This window comes from Paenibacillus tepidiphilus, assembly GCF_008635795.1.
Lineage (GTDB): Bacteria > Bacillota > Bacilli > Paenibacillales > Paenibacillaceae > Paenibacillus_AQ > Paenibacillus_AQ tepidiphilus.
Genome location: NZ_VWRQ01000004.1, coordinates 176,811 through 195,955 on the forward strand (window position 1 = coordinate 176,811; position 19,145 = coordinate 195,955).

General features: G+C 54.8%; 15 protein-coding genes. 14 read left to right on the top strand and 1 reads right to left on the bottom strand.

Features of this window, described 5'->3' with window-relative positions; all coding sequences use genetic code 11:
• The first annotated feature begins 115 nt into the window (after positions 1-115).
• From pnp to dut, 4 genes are all read left to right on the top strand, one after another.
• Complete coding sequence (gene pnp / locus F1379_RS06800; RefSeq protein ID WP_150267758.1) at positions 116-2,218, top strand: polyribonucleotide nucleotidyltransferase; 2,103 nt, start codon at positions 116-118, stop codon at positions 2,216-2,218.
• Between the two features lie 205 nt (positions 2,219-2,423).
• Entirely contained in the window at positions 2,424-3,407 is a 984-nt protein-coding gene (locus tag F1379_RS06805; RefSeq protein ID WP_150267760.1) for a polysaccharide deacetylase family protein, read from the top strand.
• A gap of 78 nt (positions 3,408-3,485) precedes the next feature.
• Entirely contained in the window at positions 3,486-4,754 is a 1,269-nt protein-coding gene (locus F1379_RS06810) for a M16 family metallopeptidase (RefSeq protein ID WP_150267762.1), read from the top strand.
• Positions 4,729-5,175 (top strand): dUTP diphosphatase, encoded by a 447-nt coding sequence (dut, locus tag F1379_RS06815; RefSeq protein ID WP_203457052.1) that lies wholly within the window; start codon positions 4,729-4,731, stop codon positions 5,173-5,175. The genes F1379_RS06810 and dut overlap by 26 nt, the downstream gene beginning before the upstream one ends.
• Positions 5,176-5,266: 91 nt before the next feature.
• Here dut and F1379_RS06820 read toward each other — a convergent pair whose 3' ends face one another.
• Positions 5,267-6,490, bottom strand: coding sequence for a S41 family peptidase (locus F1379_RS06820; RefSeq protein WP_162551089.1), 1,224 nt, complete (start codon positions 6,488-6,490; stop codon positions 5,267-5,269).
• Positions 6,491-6,702: 212 nt separating this feature from the next.
• On the opposite strand from F1379_RS06820, the gene dpsA reads away from it, so the two are divergent.
• The 10 genes from dpsA (at position 6,703) to yfmF (ending at position 19,143) form a co-directional block, all read left to right on the top strand.
• On the top strand, positions 6,703-7,596 hold the full coding sequence (dpsA, locus tag F1379_RS06825) for a dipicolinate synthase subunit DpsA (RefSeq protein ID WP_150267768.1): 894 nt from the start codon (positions 6,703-6,705) through the stop codon (positions 7,594-7,596).
• 4 nt (positions 7,597-7,600) lie between these two features.
• Positions 7,601-8,197: a dipicolinate synthase subunit B gene (locus F1379_RS06830; RefSeq protein ID WP_150267770.1), complete on the top strand. Its 597-nt coding sequence runs from the start codon at positions 7,601-7,603 to the stop codon at positions 8,195-8,197.
• Between the two features lie 139 nt (positions 8,198-8,336).
• Complete coding sequence (gene dapG, locus F1379_RS06835; RefSeq protein ID WP_150267772.1) at positions 8,337-9,557, top strand: aspartate kinase; 1,221 nt, start codon at positions 8,337-8,339, stop codon at positions 9,555-9,557.
• A 17-nt stretch (positions 9,558-9,574) separates the two neighbouring features.
• On the top strand, positions 9,575-10,453 hold the full coding sequence (dapA, locus tag F1379_RS06840; protein ID WP_150267774.1) for a 4-hydroxy-tetrahydrodipicolinate synthase: 879 nt from the start codon (positions 9,575-9,577) through the stop codon (positions 10,451-10,453).
• Positions 10,454-10,985: 532 nt separating this feature from the next.
• Positions 10,986-12,635 carry a ribonuclease J gene (locus F1379_RS06845; protein WP_420850483.1) on the top strand — a complete coding sequence of 550 codons (1,650 nt, stop codon included), beginning with the start codon at positions 10,986-10,988 and terminating at the stop codon, positions 12,633-12,635.
• Positions 12,636-12,849: 214 nt separating this feature from the next.
• Positions 12,850-13,635: a ClpP family protease gene (locus F1379_RS06850; RefSeq protein WP_150267778.1), complete on the top strand. Its 786-nt coding sequence runs from the start codon at positions 12,850-12,852 to the stop codon at positions 13,633-13,635.
• Entirely contained in the window at positions 13,632-13,847 is a 216-nt protein-coding gene (locus F1379_RS06855) for a YlzJ-like family protein (RefSeq protein WP_150267780.1), read from the top strand. The genes F1379_RS06850 and F1379_RS06855 overlap by 4 nt, the downstream gene beginning before the upstream one ends.
• 129 nt (positions 13,848-13,976) lie before the next feature.
• Entirely contained in the window at positions 13,977-16,652 is a 2,676-nt protein-coding gene (locus F1379_RS06860) for an FtsK/SpoIIIE family DNA translocase (protein ID WP_150267782.1), read from the top strand.
• Positions 16,653-16,848: 196 nt separating this feature from the next.
• Entirely contained in the window at positions 16,849-17,715 is an 867-nt protein-coding gene (sleB, locus tag F1379_RS06865) for a spore cortex-lytic enzyme (RefSeq protein WP_150267784.1), read from the top strand.
• 144 nt (positions 17,716-17,859) lie between these two features.
• Positions 17,860-19,143, top strand: a complete 1,284-nt coding sequence (gene yfmF / locus F1379_RS06870; protein ID WP_150267786.1) for an EF-P 5-aminopentanol modification-associated protein YfmF — start codon at positions 17,860-17,862, stop codon at positions 19,141-19,143.
• Positions 19,144-19,145 lie beyond the last annotated feature (2 nt).

A 19,145-nucleotide genomic window follows, 5' to 3' on the forward strand; every position in this document is an offset into this window, starting at 1 on the left:
TACCATACGATGCCTGGCTTCCCCCGGAAACAGGTATTCTTTGTTTCATTTGACCGCTTGCGATGATCTGTAAAGTGATTAGTGGGGGGTCTATTACCACTTGAGGAGGGATTTTATGGAAAAACGTGTGGAAATGCAGCTCGGCGGAAGACGCCTCGTGCTGGAAACCGGCCGTCTGGCCAAGCAGGCCAACGCTGCAGTTATGGTCCGCTATGGGGATACTGCGGTATTGTGTACGGTTACAGCCTCCAGCGAGCCGAAGGATCTCGATTTCTTTCCGCTGACCGTAAATTATGAAGAAAGACTGTATGCCGTCGGCAAAATTCCAGGCGGCTTCATTAAACGGGAAGGCCGTCCGAGTGAAAAGGCTATTCTGTCCAGCCGTCTGACCGACCGGCCGATTCGTCCGTTGTTCCCGGAAGGCTTCCGTAATGATGTGCAAGTGCTTAATCTCGTCATGAGCGTGGATCAGGATTGCGCACCGGACATCGCCGCAATGATTGGTACCTCGGCAGCGCTGAGTATCTCTGATGTTCCGTTTGACGGACCGATCGGCGGAGTCTCCGTTGGCCGGATTGCCGGTGAATTCGTGATCAACCCGAACGTGGCACAGCAGGAAGCGAGCGATCTGTACCTCGTAGTGGCTGGAACCAAAGAAGCCATTATGATGGTTGAAGCGGAAGCCAACGAAGTGCCGGAAGAAGTAATGCTGGAAGCAATCATGTTCGGGCATGAAGAGATCCGCAAGATTGTGGCTACCATTGAAGAGCTGGTACAAATTGCCGGCAAAGAAAAGATGGCAGTGAAGCTGCACGCCGTCAATGCCGAAGTCAATGCGGAGGTTCGCGACTTCGCGCAAGCCCGTCTTGTAGAAGCAGTCCGAATCGCCGAGAAGCATGCCCGTCAGGATGCTATCGACGAAGTGAATAACGAGACGGTTTCGTATTTCGCGGAGAAATACATAGAGACCCCTGAACTTCTCTCCGATGTCAAGGAAGTGCTGCATGATATCGTCAAGGAAGAAGTCAGAAGATTGATTACCCATGACAAGGTTCGTCCGGATGGACGCAAGCTGGATGAGATCCGTCCGATTGATTGCGATACCAGTCTGCTGCCGCGTACCCACGGCTCCGGTCTGTTTACCCGCGGACAAACCCAGGCGCTCAGCGTCTGCACTCTGGGTGCGCTCGGCGATGTGCAGATTCTCGACGGTATTGATCCGGCCGAGACGAAGCGCTTCATGCACCATTACAACTTCCCGCCGTTCAGCGTCGGGGAAGCCCGTCCGCTCCGCGCACCGGGCCGCCGCGAAATCGGTCATGGCGCACTGGGCGAAAGAGCATTGTCCAAGGTAATTCCAAGTGAGACGGAATTCCCTTACACCATCCGCCTCGTATCCGAGGTCATTGAATCCAACGGTTCGACTTCCCAGGCCAGCATTTGCGCAAGCACACTGGCGATGATGGATGCAGGCGTACCGATCAAGGCTCCGGTTGCCGGTGTGGCGATGGGTCTGATCAAGGATGGCGATCATGTATCGATCCTGACCGACATTCAAGGGATGGAAGATCACCTGGGCGATATGGACTTCAAGGTTGCAGGTACGGCAGAAGGCGTCACGGCGATCCAGATGGACATCAAGATTGCCGGCATCGACCGCGCTATTCTGCAGGAAGCGCTGCAGCAGGCCAAGGAAGGCCGGATGCATATTCTCGGCAAGATGATGGAAGCTATTTCTGCTCCAAGAACCAGCCTGTCGCAGTACGCGCCTAAGATCATTATCATGAACATTAATCCGGACAAGATCCGCGACGTCATTGGCGCAGGCGGCAAGATCATCAACAAGATCATTGAAGAAACCGGCGTGAAGATCGATATCGAGCAGGACGGCCGTGTATTCATTGCTTCTTCCGATGAAGCTATGATCCAGAAAGCCCGCGGCATTATCGAAGGCATCGTGAAGGAAATCCAGGTCGGCGAGATTTATGTCGGTACTGTCAGACGGATTGAGAAATTCGGCGCATTTGTCGAACTGATTCCGGGCAAAGACGGACTGGTGCATATTTCTCAGCTCTCGACGGAGCGCGTAGCCAAAGTAGAAGATGTTGTAGCCATTGGCGATACCATTACTGTTAAGGTTACCGAAATTGACCAGCAGGGCCGCGTTAATCTGTCCCGCAAAGCTGTGCTCACCGCAGAAAGCGGCGCAAAGGCTTAAGTTCTGCCTGCTATAGGATAAATGAGAAGAAGAGACAGCATCGTTAGCGAGCTGGCTCTTTTTTTAATGCAGCGAATGCATTGTGCGTTCCCCGCGAGTTGGCCATGCCGCATATTTTCCGGAATCATCTCATAGGCTGGGACAAAGCGTCTTCTGCCGTCTGCGGAAGATGCAAGAGTAGCTTCTTCCGGGGAGGAACAACGTCATGAAGACGGAAAAAGCGGCAATCGTGCTGGCCGCCATGGCCATCATCATTGGCCTGGGCTCGAGCGACGGTCCGGTAAAGGAAATGCTGGCGGCGCTCAAGCCGCAGGAGGAACTTGCGGTGTGGAATGAGCTCCAGGCCGGAGACAACGAGCTGCGGAAGCTGGTGGAGAGCCAGGCGGCCAAGCTGAATGCGGCGCCTGTGGACGCCGCGGTGGATCGGGTCTGGAAGGCCGTACCGGGCTACAACGGGCTGGAGGTGGATGTGGAAGCAACCTACCGCCATGCGCTGCTGAAAGGCCCGGGGGACCCGCTCAAGCTGATGGTCCGCCAGATCAAGCCAAAGGTGTCGCTGGATGACTTGGGAGCGCAGCCGATTTACCGGGGCAATCCGGCTAAGCCGATGGTATCGCTAATGATTAATGTGGCCTGGGGCAACGAGTACCTGGTTCCGATGCTGGACATTCTGGATCAGGAGCAGGTGAAGGCTACTTTTTTTCTGGATGGCAGTTGGCTGAAGAAGAATCGGGAGCTTGCCCTCGAGATCCAGAAACGCGGTCATGAGCTGGAGAATCATGCGTATACGCATCCCAATATGAGCACGCTCAGCAGGGCCCGCGCCACCGCAGAAATCGAGAAGACGAAGAAGCTGCTGAAGGAGAGCCTGAACGTAAATAACAAGTGGTTTGCGCCCCCTTCGGGTGATTTTGACCAGGAGACGGTTGACATTGCCGCCTCGCTCGGTCTGAAGACCGTGCTGTGGACGCTGGATACGGTGGATTGGCGCCATCCCTCACCGGGTTCGCTGGTGCAGAAGATCAGTGCCAAAGCCGGACCGGGGACACTGATTCTGATGCATCCGACCGACTCTTCCTCACAGGCGCTGAAAGGGATGATCCGGGGAATCAAAGCCAAGGGCCTGCTGCTGGGAACCGTCAGCCAGACGCTCTCGGCGGATAGGGTGCTGCCAAGCGAAGTTGAGTGAGCCGTTTATTTCTGGTAGGATAAGTAGCATGCGCATCAATTGCAGATCAGAAAAGAGCTATGCCAGGAGGACGTAGAATTGGAAAAAATCGTATTATCGAACGGCCTGCGTGTGGTGACGGAGCGAATCCCCACCGGACGATCCGTTTCGTTTGGAATTTGGGTCAAGAACGGCTCACGCAATGAAACCCCGATTAACAACGGGATCTCCCATTTTATTGAACATATGCTCTTTAAGGGAACCGACCGCTTCAGCGCCAAGGATATCGCCGAGCAGTTTGACGCCATCGGCGGCAACGTGAATGCTTTTACCGCCAAGGAATATACCTGCTATTATGCTAAAGTACTGGATGAACATCTGCCGATTGCTGTGGACACGCTGGCCGATATGTTCTTCCGTTCACGCTTTGATGCCGAGGAATTGGCGAAGGAGAAGAACGTTATTCTGGAGGAGATCTCCATGTGCGAGGACACTCCGGACGACTTAGTGCATGATCTGATGTGCGCGGCCGCTTACGGCGATCATCCTCTGGCCTATACCATTCTCGGACTCAAGGAACGTCTGCTGGAGATGACGCCGGATGATCTCCGCGCCTTTATGCAGCAGCGCTATACTGTGGAGAATACGGTTATCAGCGTCGCTGGAAACATCAACGATGGCTTGCTGGAGCTCTTGGAGCGCCATTTCGGCTCGTTTGACAACCACGGCTCGTCCGATACGCTGACAGCACCGGAATTCCATGGCGAATTGGTGTATCACCGCAAGAAAACAGAACAGAACCATATTTGCATCTCGCTTCCGGGTGTGGAAAGCGGCGGACCGCTGCAATATCCGATGGTGCTGCTGAATAATGCCATCGGCGGGGGCATGAGTTCCCGGCTGTTCCAGGAAATCCGCGAAAAGCGCGGTCTGGCCTATTCCGTCTATTCGTACCACAGCGCGCAGGCCGACAGCGGCCTGTTCACGGTCTACGCGGGTACTGCACCAAAGCAGACCAAAGAGGTCACCGAGCTGATTAAGGAGATGCTGCAGGACCTGGCTCTTAAAGGTCTCAGCGAGGACGAACTGAACAAAGGCAAGGAACAGCTTAAGGGCAGCCTGATTCTCAGTCTGGAATCCACCAACAGCCGGATGAACCGGATTGGCAAGAACGAGCTGATGCTGGGCAGACATGACTCGCTGGACGAAATGATCGATAAAATTCAGCAGGTCTCCATGGATGACGTTAACCGTCTGCTTGACCATATGTTTGCACAGCCGCTGGCTGCAGCAATGGTCGGAGCAACGGACAAAGTGATAGCAAATGTTAGGAGAGATGATCTTGTCTTATTACGTGCAAATTCATAAACTTCCAGGTAACGAAGATGTACCGCTGCCGCGCAAGATGTCGGAGCAAGCCTCGGGCTATGACTTGTTCGCAGCTGTAGCGGAAGAGGTTGTGCTCGCGCCTGGCGAGCGGGCTCTGATTCCTAGCGGGATTGCGCTGGCGATGCCGGACGGTCTGGAAGCGCAGATCCGTCCACGGAGCGGGCTCGCGCTGAAGCACGGCATTACCTGTCTGAATACGCCGGGAACGATCGACGCCGATTACCGCGGTGAGATCAAGGTGCTGCTGATCAATCTGGGGCAAGAGCCGTTTGCGATTGTGCGCGGTGAACGAATTGCCCAGATGGTGTTCCAGGCCGTTCCTTCCGTCACTCTGACGGAAGTAGCAGAGCTCTCGGAAACCGAGCGCGGAGCCGGGGGCTTCGGACATACGGGGAGATAGACTCCCGGAATAGGTATTTAATCAGGCTTGCAGACAGCGCTTAATAAGCGCAGTGCTGCAAGCCTTTTTGGATAGTTGATAGTGCTGAGGCTTATCTGAATTGTCCGCTCTCAGCAAGATCGCTGCGAACCACCTCACGCAATTTGCTTATCTGTGCATCCTTGCGGTCCAATATGTCCTGTGCTGTGGTATAGGCTTCTATATCGGGGAAGACGCTTTCGGCCGGGTCCCTTTCCGGATCAGGACGCTCCCAGGAACAGTAGGAGGTCTGGAACATAATGCCCGATGAAGGCAGGGAGAAAGGGATCACATTTCCATAAGATGTAGGTCTGTTACCCGTGGCCTCGCCAATCACACTGCCCAATCCGTTGTCCTGTACAATGACGGCGAACCAGTTGGCGGAGCTGAATGTCCGCGGGGAGGTCAGAATGTACAGCTTGCCGTCATACGGCTGTCCCGCAGGTGCAGGATTTTGGATTACACCGCGCTCGAATTGTTTAAATCCCTGATCTTGTTCTAAGTTGTTGGCTTGTTTGGCTTGCGGTGAATAACGGATCAAGGCTCCAAAGCCGGTATATTCACGCACCTTTAAATAGGAAAGGAACTCGTCGATCACGACAGAATTGCCGCCTCCGTTATTCCTGATATCCACTGCAATATGCTTAATGCCCTTATCCGCCACTTCTGAAAAAAACTGTTTGACCATTTCCCGGTAAGCGGCGTTATAGGTGCACTCGTTGAGACGGAACACAGCCAGCGGCAGGTCGTCTTCAATCGAGTAAGAAAAAGCCTCTCTTCCGGATGGATAGGGGTTGTATCCTTCTTCATAGTTTGCACTGAGGGTGTACACATCGCTGACGTTCTGTTTGCCGCGCAAGGCTTCCACGACAACTTGTCCGTCTCGGATCATATCCAGGTGGCGCAGTACTGTAACCGTCCGCAAATAAGTTGCCCCCGTTGAACGCACCCAATTCATATTCTCCGCCGGTATCAGTTCCTTGAGAGCCTGCTCCAGCTCACCGATGCTCCGCCCGCCAATCGCCGTGACTATGTCACCTGCGCGCAGTTGTCCACGCTTGTCCGTTATGATTAATCCCTCGCGGGACCAGAACAGCGGCAAATCCAGCCATGCATTGACAAGGGGAGCAATGCCGAGCATGGTATGCCCGTCATGCAGGAGCATTACAATCTCGTTAGCAGCAAAATAAAACTCCTGGGCCGTCCGCTCCGTTTCGGCGTACTTGTATGCCTGCTTAATTACCGCTTGTTCATCAGAACTCCAGCCCTCGATGAGCCTCGGGTGTACTTCGCTCAACGTTGTAACTAAGTAATCCAGATCGGCTTTCATTTGCGCGGGAGTCAGTGTGGTCCTTATTGATAATAAAGAAAACTATATTATGACTTTGTATTTATATCTGTGACGGATTTGGCCCTGCGGCTTTTTCCACTCAGCGTTTCACCCATCCGCAGCCGCCCGCATAAGATGCTTCATAGTTGATTGTCGATGTAGAAAGGAGCGTCATCCCTATGCTTACTGGCATCAGGATCGTGTTCCTGGGCGGGGACGCGAGGCAAATAGAAGTAATCCGCAAATGTGTGGAAATGGATGCGACGGTAAGCGCAGCCGGGTTCGAGAAGTGGGAGTCTCGAATTCCCGGGGTCATTCTGGAGCCGTTGTCGGAAGAGCTCCTGGCTGGAGCGGATGTGCTGGTGCTGCCGACTGTGGGCTGCGATCAGGAGGGCAATATCAACGCGCTATATGCGAAGGATCGTCTGAAGCTGGAGGAAGAACATGTGGCGGCTCTGCCGCCGAATGCTGCGGTATATACGGGATTGGCCAAGAGCTATTTGCGCGACCTGTGCGCCAAATATTCGCTGAAGCTGGTGGAACTGCTGGATCGGGATGATGTGGCGATTCTCAATTCAATCCCTACGGCGGAAGGTGCACTGGTCATGGCGATTCAAAATACCGATTTCACCATCCACGGCTCAACCTCAATAGTGCTGGGAATGGGACGTACCGGATTTACGATGGCACGGGCGCTGCAGGGGTTAGGTTCAAGCGTTAAGGTAGGTGTCCGGAAGCAGGAGCATTTTGCGCGGGCTGAGGAGATGCGCTGGCGGCCGTTCATGACCGGAGAGCTGCTGCAGCAGGTGGGGGATGTTGACCTTATATTCAACACCATACCGAGCATGGTGATTACCGCCCAGGTGCTCACACGAATTCCCCGACATTGCGTAATTATCGATCTCGCTTCAGCACCGGGGGGCGTCGATTTCCGGTATGCGGAGAAGCGCGGGATCAAGGCCATGCTGGCGCCGGGCTTGCCGGGTATCGTTGCTCCGAAAAGCGCCGGGATCATTATGGGCAACGCGCTTGTTCAGTCGATCTCGGAAGAGATCATCATCAGGGGGGATTGATTCAATGGATTGGCACGGAAAAACGGTAGGCTATGCAATCACCGGCTCACACTGCACCTTCGCCGAGGTGATGCCGCAAATTCAGCGCTTTATGGACGGCGGCGCCAAGGTCGTGCCGATTGTGTCAGCTTCAGTGCTGAATACAGACACCCGCTTTGGAACGTCGGAAAATTGGTTAAAACAGTTGAAAGATATAACAGGGAATGATATCATTTCTACAATTGTTGAAGCGGAACCGCTCGGGCCTTCCAAGCTTCTGGATGTGCTCACAATCGCCCCCTGCACGGGGAATACCACGAGCAAGCTGGCTAATGCCATGACCGACAGCCCGGTGCTGATGGCGGCCAAGTCGCAGATGCGCAACGGACGTCCGCTCGTACTCGCGATTTCGACCAATGACGGTCTGGGGCTGAATGCGGCCAATATTGCGAAGCTGCTCGTGACCAAGAATATTTATTTTGTGCCGTTTGGCCAGGATAATCCCGAGGGCAAGCCGAATTCGCTGGTGGCGCGTATGGATCTCATTCCCGAGACCTGCTATGCGGCGCTTTCCGGCAAGCAACTGCAGCCGATGATCATCGAACGGTTTCATTCAGCATAGGACATATTTGTATCAGCATAGCTGCTGCGATAGTTCGTTCATTTTCGCCGTCCCTGCGAGGGGGCGGCCTGAAATATTTTACCAGCCATTCGGGAATGAACAGACGCTTCGGCTTAGAGAAGTTATGGAGGAATTATTCATGGGTATTTTGGTGCAAAAATTCGGCGGTACGTCACTCTCCACACCCGTGGCCAGAGAGCATGTCATCCGCCATGTCAAACGCGAGCTTGCCGGAGGCTACAGCCTGGTAGTCGTGGTGTCGGCCATGGGCCGCAAAGGCGAGCCGTATGCAACCGACACGCTGCTGGAATGGGCCGTGCAGAACGGTAATGCGCTGCCGGAACGCGAGAAGGACCTCCTGATGGCCTGCGGCGAGATTATTTCCGCCACAACGCTGTGCGGGCTGCTGGAGCAGGAGGGCATCCGCTCCACCGTGCTTACCGGCGCGCAGGCGGGCTTCGTCACGGACAACAGCTTCGGCAATGCGCGGATATTGGATGTACGGACCGACCGTATTTTGCGCGAATTGCGTGAGAACAAGGTCGTCATCGTTACCGGGTTCCAGGGACAGACGGAAGCCGGAGATTTCACGACCCTTGGACGGGGCGGAAGCGATACGTCGGCAACTGCACTGGGCGCTGCGCTGCGTGCGGACATTGTAGACATCTACACGGATGTGGACGGCATCCTGACCGCCGATCCGCGGATCGTTGAAGATGCCAAGCCGCTGACTTATGTCAGCTATACGGAAATTTGCAATATGGCTTATCAGGGAGCGAAGGTTATTCATCCCCGCGCTGTAGAGATTGCCATGCAGGCGCAGATTCCGGTTCGTGTACGGTCCACCTTCTCCGACGGAGAGGGCACGCTGGTTACCCATCCGGAAGGCTTCAGCGACGTATCGCATGGCATCGTGGACCGCTATGTGACCGGCATCGCCTACGTCAGCAACATCACCCAGATTTCAGTGGAATGCCCCGAAGGCAACGGAACCGGGGTGCAGCTGCAAATCTTCAAGAGCATGGCCGGCAACGGCATCAGCGTCGATTTCATCAATGTGACGCCGACAGAAGCGGTGTATACTGTCAATGACGACAAATCGGAGCGGGCCATCGCCGCGCTGCAGGAGCTCGGTCTGCGTCCGAGGAGCCTGTCCGGCTGTGCCAAGGTATCCGTAATCGGTGGCGGCATCAACGGGGTTCCGGGCATCATGGCCCATATCGTTGAAGCGCTCAGCTCCGAGAATATTCAAATTCTGCAATCAGCGGATTCCAATACAACGATCTGGGTGCTTGTGAAGAAGGAAGACATGGTTCAGTCCGTGCGTGCCCTGCACAACAAGTTCGAACTACACCGCTAATGTAGGAGGAATGGAACGTGGACTTCGGAAGATTAATCACGGCTATGGTTACCCCGTTTGACGGGGCGGGCGAAATCAACTGGGAAGCAACCTCCCGGCTGGTGGATTACCTGATTAAAGAGCAGAAATCGGAAGCACTGGTGGTCTGCGGCACAACCGGCGAATCGCCGACGCTCAGCGACAGGGAGAAGCTGCAGCTGTTTGCGTTCGTCAAGGAGCGGGCGGCGGGACGCTGCCGGGTCATTGCCGGAACAGGCACCAACAGCACCAGGCATTCCATTGATCTGACGAAAGAAGCGGAGAACATCGGCGTCGACGGTGTACTGCTCGTCGTGCCGTATTACAATAAACCGAACCAGGAGGGCCTTTACAGGCATTTTGCGGCAATAGCTGCGGAGACCTCTCTTCCGTGCATTCTGTATAATGTCCCTGGCCGTACAGGGGTCAGTATGAGCGTTGCGACCACGCTGCGCCTGGCTGAAATCCGGAACATCGTGGCCACCAAGGAATGCTTGTCCGTGGACCAGATTACCCAGATCGCCACGGCATGTCCGGAGGATTTCCATGTCTATACAGGTGACGATTCTGCAGGACTTGCTGCACTGGCCGTAGGCGGCCACGGCATTATCAGCGTGGCCAGTCATATCGTCGGGGCAGAGATGACGGAAATGATATCGGCCTTCATCTCCGGAAATGTGGGCGAAGCCGGCCGGCTGCACCGGCAGCTGTTCCCGGTATTCAAGGGCCTCTTCGATTGCCCGCAGCCGCTTCCGAATCCCTCGGCCGTGAAGTATGCGCTGGGCTTGCGGGGCCAGGAGGTCGGGTCCGTCCGGCTGCCCCTTGTACCGCCTTCCGCGGAGGAAGCTGATTTTATCAAAGCACTGCTTGAATCTTGATGCAAATAAGCCGGCTTCCGAACAGGGAGCCGGTTTTTGTATGCCTGATTTTGTATGATCCAAGGCAGCTGCCGAGCTGATTTTATGGAAAGAATAGGCTAACGAGCAGAGTGACTTGTCTTTTGCCAAAAAAATCATGTATAATGTTCACAAGTGACTGGGTGCGGTTAAAATTAAATATGCGGTAATCTTCCGTCAATGTTTTTTAACATTGTATACAGGATAGGTCCTAGCATTCGTCTGCTCTCATGCAGAATCTCATGCTGGGAAAGCGGCGGCGGTGAAGTTTGACGGCGGAATAACGTCTTCAAGAAGGTACTCACTACCCGGGTTCGGGCGTTTTTGTATATACAGAACTTACTGGATCAACGCGAGCTTCCTGTTCACGCAGAAGATTTACGGCAATTTGAGGAATGTGTTCAGCGCCGCTGAAATAATGAGCTAATAGTTAACAAAATAAAACGTATGACGTCCAACATCATAGGAGGGTTAGATTCATTTGTCCAAAAAAAACAACAACAACGATAAACTAATGATCTTCGCATTGGGCGGGGTCGGTGAGATCGGGAAGAACATGTATGTGATTCAATACGGGAACGACATTGTAGTCGTGGATTCCGGATTAAAGTTCCCTGAAGAGGATATGCTGGGTATTGATATCGTTATTCCTGATATCTCGTATTTGACGGAGAACCGCGACAAGGTAAGAGGTATTGTATTGACACACGGCCATGAGGACCACATCGGTGGACTGCCTTATGTGCTGAAGAACCTGAATGTTCCGGTATACGGAACGAGATTGACGCTCGGGCTGGTGGAGAACAAGCTGAAGGAAGCGAACCTGCTCGGTGATACGAAGCGAATTCTCATTCATGAGGATTCTGTGGTTGAACTCGGCAGCACGCTGAAAGCGACTTTCTTCAGAACCAATCACAGTATTCCTGATTCTGTCGGCGTTTGCATTGAGACACCGGAAGGCAATGTCGTCCATACAGGCGACTTCAAATTTGACCACACCCCAGTCAACGGTCAATACGCCAACCTGCACCGCATGGCCGAAATCGGTCAAAAGGGTGTACTCGCTCTGCTGTCGGACAGCACAAATGCCGAGAAGCCGGGCTTCACGCCTTCGGAGAAGAACGTCGGCGTAGTGCTGGAAGATATCTTCCGCAAGGCGGACCAGCGTGTGGTTGTGGCAACCTTCGCCTCCAACGTGCACCGTATCCAGCAGGTGGTTAATGCCGCTGAATCTACGGGCCGCAAGATTACCGTAATCGGACGGAGTATGGTCAATGTCGTTTCGATCGCATCTGAACTGGGCTACCTTCATATACCGGACGGTATGCTGATTGAGCCGGAAGAGATGAACCGGATGGCCGGCAACCGTGTCGTTGTGCTCTGCACAGGCAGCCAGGGCGAACCGATGTCGGCTCTGACCCGCATGGCTCGCTCCAGTCACCGTAAGGTGGACATCCTGCCGGGCGATACCGTTATTATTGCTGCAACGCCTGTACCGGGCAATGAGAAATATGTCGGCCGCACCATTGATGAATTGTTCCGCCTCGGCGCCAATGTCATCTACAGCGGTTCGAACTCCGGCGTACACGTCTCCGGCCACGGCAGCCAGGAAGAGCTGAAGCTAATGCTGAACCTGATGAAGCCTAAGTTCTTTTTGCCGATTCACGGTGAATTCCGGATGCAGCGCAGACATGCACTGCTGGCCGAATCGGTCGGCGTAGAGCCGGAGAACATCTTCATCACGGAGATCGGTGAAGTGATCGAGATCCAGGGCGGTACAGCCCGTAGAGCCAGCAAGGTAACCTCCGGCAATGTATTGATCGACGGCCTCGGCGTAGGCGATGTCGGCAATATCGTACTGCGCGACCGTAAGCTGTTGTCCCAGGACGGTATTCTGGTAGTCGTTGTGACGCTGAGCAAGCAGAACGGCGCCATCGTCTCCGGACCGGACATCATCTCGCGCGGATTCGTCTACGTTCGTGAATCTGAAGGGCTTCTGGACGAAGCGAACCGGATCGTATCCAGCACGCTGCAGCGTCTGATGAGTGAGAAGGTTAACGAGTGGGCTTCGCTGAAGACAAGCGTCAAGGATTCCCTGGGCCGCTTCCTGTTCGAGCAGACCCGCCGCAGACCGATGATTCTGCCGATCATAATGGAAGTTTAATTCCGGAAATCCAACCGGAGTCATTAATTTCAGACTTTACACAACTATAAGCATGGCCCCTCTCCCCGGAAATATTGGACGGTTTCCGCAGGAGAGGGGCTTTTTTGTTTGTTCAGTGACGGTGTCTGAATAGCGGGGCCCTTCCGCATGTCATACTAAGAAATAGTATGCCAAGCCGAGCCAATACTAAGCGGCGGAAAGGAAGACAGTGGTTATGGAAATCATCAATGGTTTGGACAATAGCGGAAATAATGAGGAGCATATTCCCGGCGAGGTTAAGCCAGAGGTACACGAGCCGGTTCTGCCCGGAACGGTGGGAATTGTGAAGGAGCTCGGCCAGACGGTGGTACCCAGCGGGGAGCCGGATATTTTTTGCATGACAATTATCGGACAGATTGAGGGGCACTTCGTGCTGCCGCCGCATAACAAGACAACCAAATACGAGCATATTATTCCGCAGCTCGTGGCGGCAGAGCAGAATAAGAATATCAAGGGACTGCTGATTATCCTCAATACCGTGGGGGGGGATGTGGAAGCGGGCCTCGCCATCGCCGAGATGATCGCTTCGCTGTCCAAGCCGACAGTGACGGTGGTCATCGGCGGCGGACACAGCATCGGGGTACCGATTGCGGTGGCCTCCAGCTACTCCATCATTGCCGAGAGCGCGACCATGACGATCCATCCGATCCGGATGAACGGGCTGGTGATCGGGGTGCCGCAGACTTTTGAGTATATGGAACGCATGCAGGAGCGGATGGTCCGGTTCGTCACTTCACATTCCAAGATCTCGGAGCAGCAGTTTAAGGACCTGATGTTTAAGACCGGAGAGCTTAACCGTGATATCGGAACGGCCGTAGGCGGGTATGATGCAGTGAAATACGGGCTGATGGACGAAGTGGGCGGCATCGGCTCGGCGCTCCTGCAGCTAAACCGCATGATTGCTGCGGGAGCCTCTCCTACAGCCGGTCTAGCTGCTCCGCAGGGAGGGCTGACACAATGACAATGTATACGGTATTGCCGATGGAACAGGTACTGGCGGGCGTGATCCAGTCTCCCGCCCCGTGCCGCGAAGTCAGCTTTCAGGGTGTGCTGATGCAAGTGGAGCCGCTGGAGGGCGGACAAGCACGGGTTGTCCGGCTGCTGCAATGCCCCTTGGAGAAGTATCTGGACCCGGCCTTTGCACCGGGTGCCATTGTGCGGTATGACGGCTAATGAAGCGTTCTTAATCATTTGATAGCGGGGTAAGAATGCCGTATTCTGCAGCAGGCAATATCCGACAAAAGAGAACATAGGTACGCCACGCCATTATATGGTATAATGTTGTCTCGGGGGTGGCCAACTGTGGCGAAACGTAAGAAGAAAAAGAAGAAAGCGCTGCTGGGCAGCGTTCTGAAATATGAGATATACGGAATTATGCTGATTACCCTATCCGTCATTGCTCTATCGGGAGAAGCGGCCGTCGGACGCGCGCTCTCCAGTATGGCGGGTTATTTATTGGGAAGATTCTACTTTGTACTGCCGGTTGCCGGCATAGTATACGGTTTGCTGGTTATGATCCACCGGAGGTGGCCGTCCAAATGGACAAGCCGCCAATCCGGTGTACTGCTGCTTGTGCTTGCACTGTGCCTGATGAGCACCATCTCTGCCATGCAGCAGAAGCTTGCCCCGCTTAACATGCTGCATCCTGGCAATGTACTGGCGCAAATACATAATGATTTGTCGGGCTCTCTGAAGCCAGCCCCGGACGACGGCGGCGCCTTTATGCTCGGCAAGGATATCAGCGGCGGTTACCTGGGGGCGCTTGAATATGCGGCCTTGCTGTGGCTGTTCGGCAATCTCGGCGCCAAGCTGCTGATGATTGTCATGCTGGCCATCAGCTTTATGCTCATTACCAATCTGTCCTATGTGGAGCTGTTTGCTTGGGTAAGAACGCGCGGAGTGAAGCTCCTCGACGGTATCCGGCTTAAAGTGGCCAACCGTCCGGCGGCAGTGCCCGTCGCCCCCCGTGCGTCCAAACCGCGCAAATCGCCCCCTCCTCCACCGGAGCCGGACGATGACGATGATTATTATGAAGAAGACCAGCCACTGGCGAAACGCAGCCGCCCGGCGTTCATGAAGACCATTGGCGGCTGGTTCAGCGGAGCAGGTCAAAGCAAGATGCCGGCAGCCGAAGCCGGTATGGATGATGACGGCTCTGATATTGTGCTCACCGGAGCGCCGCCAATGCAGACTGTCACGGTGCAGAATACGGAAAGATCCGGAACCGCTGCCTGGGAGGAGCGGGAGCCGGGTTATCCGGAGGACGGGGAACTGGAGCCGGTAACCCCGATTATCCGCGATTTCTTCGAGCATATCCGTTCCGAAGGCCTGTCTGAAGAAGAGCGGGAGGAGTGGGGCGAATTCTCGCCGGCGGCACGCGGCAGTGCGGTGAAGACGGCTGACGGCCCCGGGATGCTGCCTATGGATGAGCTTCCCGGTCCGGAGGAGTCGGATCAGCCGCTAGCAGCCGCCGGTCTCAGTGACCTCCCGCCGGATGGGGACAGCGGTGAGGTGCTGATTCCGCCTGCACCGCTCCCGCCGCCCCCGAAACCGTACAAGCTGCCGCCGTTCCGTCTCCTGACGAAGCCGAACAACGGCGGCAAGGGCGGCGATCAGAACGATTACATGCAGACTGCGCGCAAGCTAGAGGCGACGCTGGAAAGCTTCGGCGTCCGGGCGAAGGTGCTAGAGGTGGTTCGCGGTCCGGCCGTGACCCGCTATGAAATCCAGCCTGACATCGGCGTCAAGGTCAGCCGGATCGTCAATCTGACTGACGACATCGCACTTGCACTTGCCGCCAAGGATATCCGGATGGAAGCGCCGATCCCCGGTAAATCGGCGATCGGGATCGAGGTTCCGAATCCGGAGGTCTCTGTGGTTACGATGCGCGAAGTGATGGAGACACAGGTGTTTCAGGATGCCGAAGCGAAGCTGTCCATCGCCTTTGGCCGGGATATTTCCGGTCAGACCATCATAGGCAATCTGGCCAAGATGCCCCATTTGCTTGTAGCGGGCGCCACGGGCTCAGGGAAATCGGTATGTATTAACGGCATTATTACCAGTATTCTGTATAAAGCCAAGCCCAATGAGGTCAAATTCCTGATGGTTGACCCGAAGATGGTGGAGCTGAATGTGTATAACGGCATTCCTCATTTGCTGGCACCGGTCGTAACCGACCCGAAACGGGCCAGCCTGGCACTCAAGAAGATTGTGGTTGAGATGGAGAAGCGCTATGAGCTGTTCTCCAAATCGGGCACACGTAATGTGGAAGGCTATAATCTGCTGCAGAAAGACAATCCGGCGGCTGTACTGCCGTACATCGTCGTCATCGTGGACGAGCTTGCCGATCTGATGATGGTGGCTGCAAACGATGTCGAGGATGCGATCTGCCGGCTGGCACAGATGGCGCGGGCAGCGGGAATTCACCTGATTATCGCTACCCAGCGGCCGTCGGTCGATGTCATTACCGGATTGATCAAGGCCAATATTCCTTCCCGTATTGCGTTCGGGGTATCGTCCAACGTCGACTCGCGGACGATTCTTGATTCCCCCGGTGCTGAGAAGCTGCTCGGCCGCGGCGATATGCTGTTCCTGCCGATGGGCGCATCGAAGCCGATCCGCGTACAAGGCGCTTTTCTGAGTGATCAGGAGGTTGAAGCAGTGGTTGGATACGTCAGCAGCCAGGGCGAAGCCGAGTACGACGAATCCATCGTTCCGGAAGTTGATGATGAGGCGGCGTCGGAGGACCAGGAGCCGCAGGATGAGCTGTATGAGCAGGCGGTACAGATTGTGCTGGAAGCCAAGCAGGCTTCAGTTTCACTCTTGCAGCGGCGGATGCGGGTAGGCTATACCCGGGCTGCCCGTTTAATTGATGCGATGGAGGCACGCGGTGTTATTGGGCCCTATGAGGGCAGTAAGCCGCGCGAAGTGCTGATGTCGCTGGAGCAATACCAGCATAATAACCGGATTAGCTCATAAGGGTCATAAGTATGGAATACAGCGCTCTTTCCCATTGGGAGAGGGCGCTTTTTGTATATGCAGCGGGCTTTGCTCCGTCTTCCGTTCCGGGATTTGCTCCGTCTTCCGTTTCCGGCTATGCATAGGATGCCCTGCCGCTCCTCATAATAACTTTAGCCATTCATGCAGAACTAACAAGAAAGGTAGAGCGCATCCTATGACAAAAAAGAAGCAGTGGATATTAGCGGTGATTACCCTTGCCCTGGCTGCCGCGCCGTTCACGGGCCTGCTCCTGAACGACAAGCCCGGCTCCTCCAGTGTTTTTGCTGCGGCGGTACAAGAATCGAATCCGGACGACTTTGCGGAAGCAGCCCTTCCCGCATTCGGAACGACACCGCTTAAGCTTGGATCATCCGGGCAGGATGTTTATGAGCTTCAGGGCAGACTGAAGCATCTTGGGTATTATGGCGGCAAGATCGACAGCCAGTTTGGACCGAAGACGAAAAATGCCGTCACCTGGTTCCAATGGAGATTCGGCATGAAGGTGGACGGTGTCGTCGGGGCCAAAACAAAGCTGAAGCTTTACAACGCGACCAAAGCCTGGAAACCTACGGAGCCGCGTACCGGAACAGCGAGCAAGAATACCGGCAACAACGGCAATAAGAATGCTCAGGCAGCGAAAACCAATGCCGGCAACGCCGAATTGTCTTCCGGCAATACCATGGGCTTATCCGAAAATGATCTGAAGATTATGGCGAACGCCGTATACGGCGAAGCGCGCGGCGAGCCGTTTGAAGGCCAGGTTGCCGTAGCGGCCGTCATTCTGAACCGTGTGAAATCGCCGAGCTTTCCGAACACCCCTTCAGGTGTTATTTTTCAGCCCGGGGCATTCACCGCAGTAGCAGACGGACAAATTTATCTGGAGCCGAACGAGCAGGCCCGCAAGGCTGTTCAGCAGGCACTTAACGGATGGGATCCTTCGGGCGGCTGCCTGTACTATTTCAATCCCCGAACGGCCACATCCGCATGGATTTGGACCCGCCCGCAGGTGAAGACGATCGGTGAGCATATCTTCTGCATGTAGGCTAATGTGAGCCGAGCATATTTCAAGTACAAGCAACCGGAACCGGCTTCCGGTTGCTTCCTTACTTTGGAATGGTTTAGAATGGATAATACTTCATACACTTATTGGAGAAGCACCTATTCACGTCGTAAAGGAGTTTTGGACTTGACAAATAACGGATTTCAACATGGCAGCGTGGCAGGCATACGGATCCATGTGTTGCCGACCAAGGCGTTCAAGACGTTCGCCATATCGCTGTATGCAGGTGTTCCGCTGGACGAGAATACGGTGACAGAGACGGCCACTTTGCCTTTTGTGCTGCGCCGGGGAACGGCTTCCTACCCGGAAACGATCCAGTTCCGCGAGCGGCTGGAGGAATTGTACGGCGCCGGGTTTGGCTTTGACATCTACAAGCGGGGCGATTATCAGATTGTCCAGTTTCGGATGGACACGATCAACGATTCCTTCGTGCAGAGCAAGGACAGCCTGCTGGCTGAATCCTTTGCTTTTCTCGGAGAGGTAATCACCCGTCCCTTGCTGGAAGACGGCCATTTCCGGGCGGCCTATGTGAACACCGAGCGGGAGACGGTTCGTAAGAAGCTGGAAGCCATTGTTAATGACAAAATCCGCTATGCCGCTGAACGCTGCATCGAAGTGATGTGCGCAGGAGAGCCTTACCGGCTGCATCCCCTGGGACAAAGAGCCGATCTTGACCGCATTACTCCGGAATCGTTGTACGGCACTTACAAGAACTGGCTGGACGGGGCTATATTCGATCTGTATGTGGTTGGCGATACCACTCCGGAGGAAGTCGAGAAGCTGGTCGCCGCGAATTTCGGACGTGGCAACGCCCGCAGTGCGGATTATGAATCCCGGTTTACGCCGGTTCAGGTCAATGAGGTCCGGACTGTGGAGGAGCGGCTTAATGTTAATCAAGGCAAGCTGAATATGGGGCTGCGTACTTCAATTACTTATGGCGACGACCGGTATGCTTCCACCCTGATGTACAACGGAATCCTTGGCGGATACCCGCATTCGAAGCTGTTTGTGAATGTGCGGGAGAAGGCAAGCCTGGCGTATTATGCTTCTTCGCGGTATGACGGCCATAAAGGGATCGGAACGATCCAATCCGGCATCGAAACCCAGAACTACGGCAAAGCCGTCGATATTATCCGCAAACAGCTCGATGAACTGAAGAGCGGTAACATTACCGATCTGGAGCTGAACCAGACTAAGGCAATGATCCGCAATCTGCTCTCTGAAATTCAGGACTCTGCCTTTGAGATGATCTCCTTCGATTTCAACCGGCAGCTTTCCGGCAAAAACCGCTCAACCGCAGAACTGCTGAGCCAGGTGGACGGAACCGGGGTGTCCGATGTGAAAGCAGCGGCGGAGACCTTCCAGCTCGATACGATTTATTTCCTGACAGGGCAGAAGGAGGGGGAATAGCG

Bases quoted from the DNA above. Each gene is read 5' to 3' on its own strand.
- F1379_RS06830 (WP_150267770.1), top strand. From the start codon at position 7,601: ATGGATTGGCACGGAAAAACGGTAGGCTATGCAATCACCGGCTCACAC.
- sleB (WP_150267784.1), top strand. From the start codon at position 16,849: ATGACAAAAAAGAAGCAGTGGATATTAGCGGTGATTACCCTTGCCCTG.
- F1379_RS06845 (WP_420850483.1), top strand. From the start codon at position 10,986: ATGATCTTCGCATTGGGCGGGGTCGGTGAGATCGGGAAGAACATGTAT.
- F1379_RS06850 (WP_150267778.1), top strand. From the start codon at position 12,850: ATGGAAATCATCAATGGTTTGGACAATAGCGGAAATAATGAGGAGCAT.
- F1379_RS06855 (WP_150267780.1), top strand. From the start codon at position 13,632: ATGACAATGTATACGGTATTGCCGATGGAACAGGTACTGGCGGGCGTG.
- dapG (WP_150267772.1), top strand. From the start codon at position 8,337: ATGGGTATTTTGGTGCAAAAATTCGGCGGTACGTCACTCTCCACACCC.
- dpsA (WP_150267768.1), top strand. From the start codon at position 6,703: ATGCTTACTGGCATCAGGATCGTGTTCCTGGGCGGGGACGCGAGGCAA.
- F1379_RS06805 (WP_150267760.1), top strand. From the start codon at position 2,424: ATGAAGACGGAAAAAGCGGCAATCGTGCTGGCCGCCATGGCCATCATC.
- pnp (WP_150267758.1), top strand. From the start codon at position 116: ATGGAAAAACGTGTGGAAATGCAGCTCGGCGGAAGACGCCTCGTGCTG.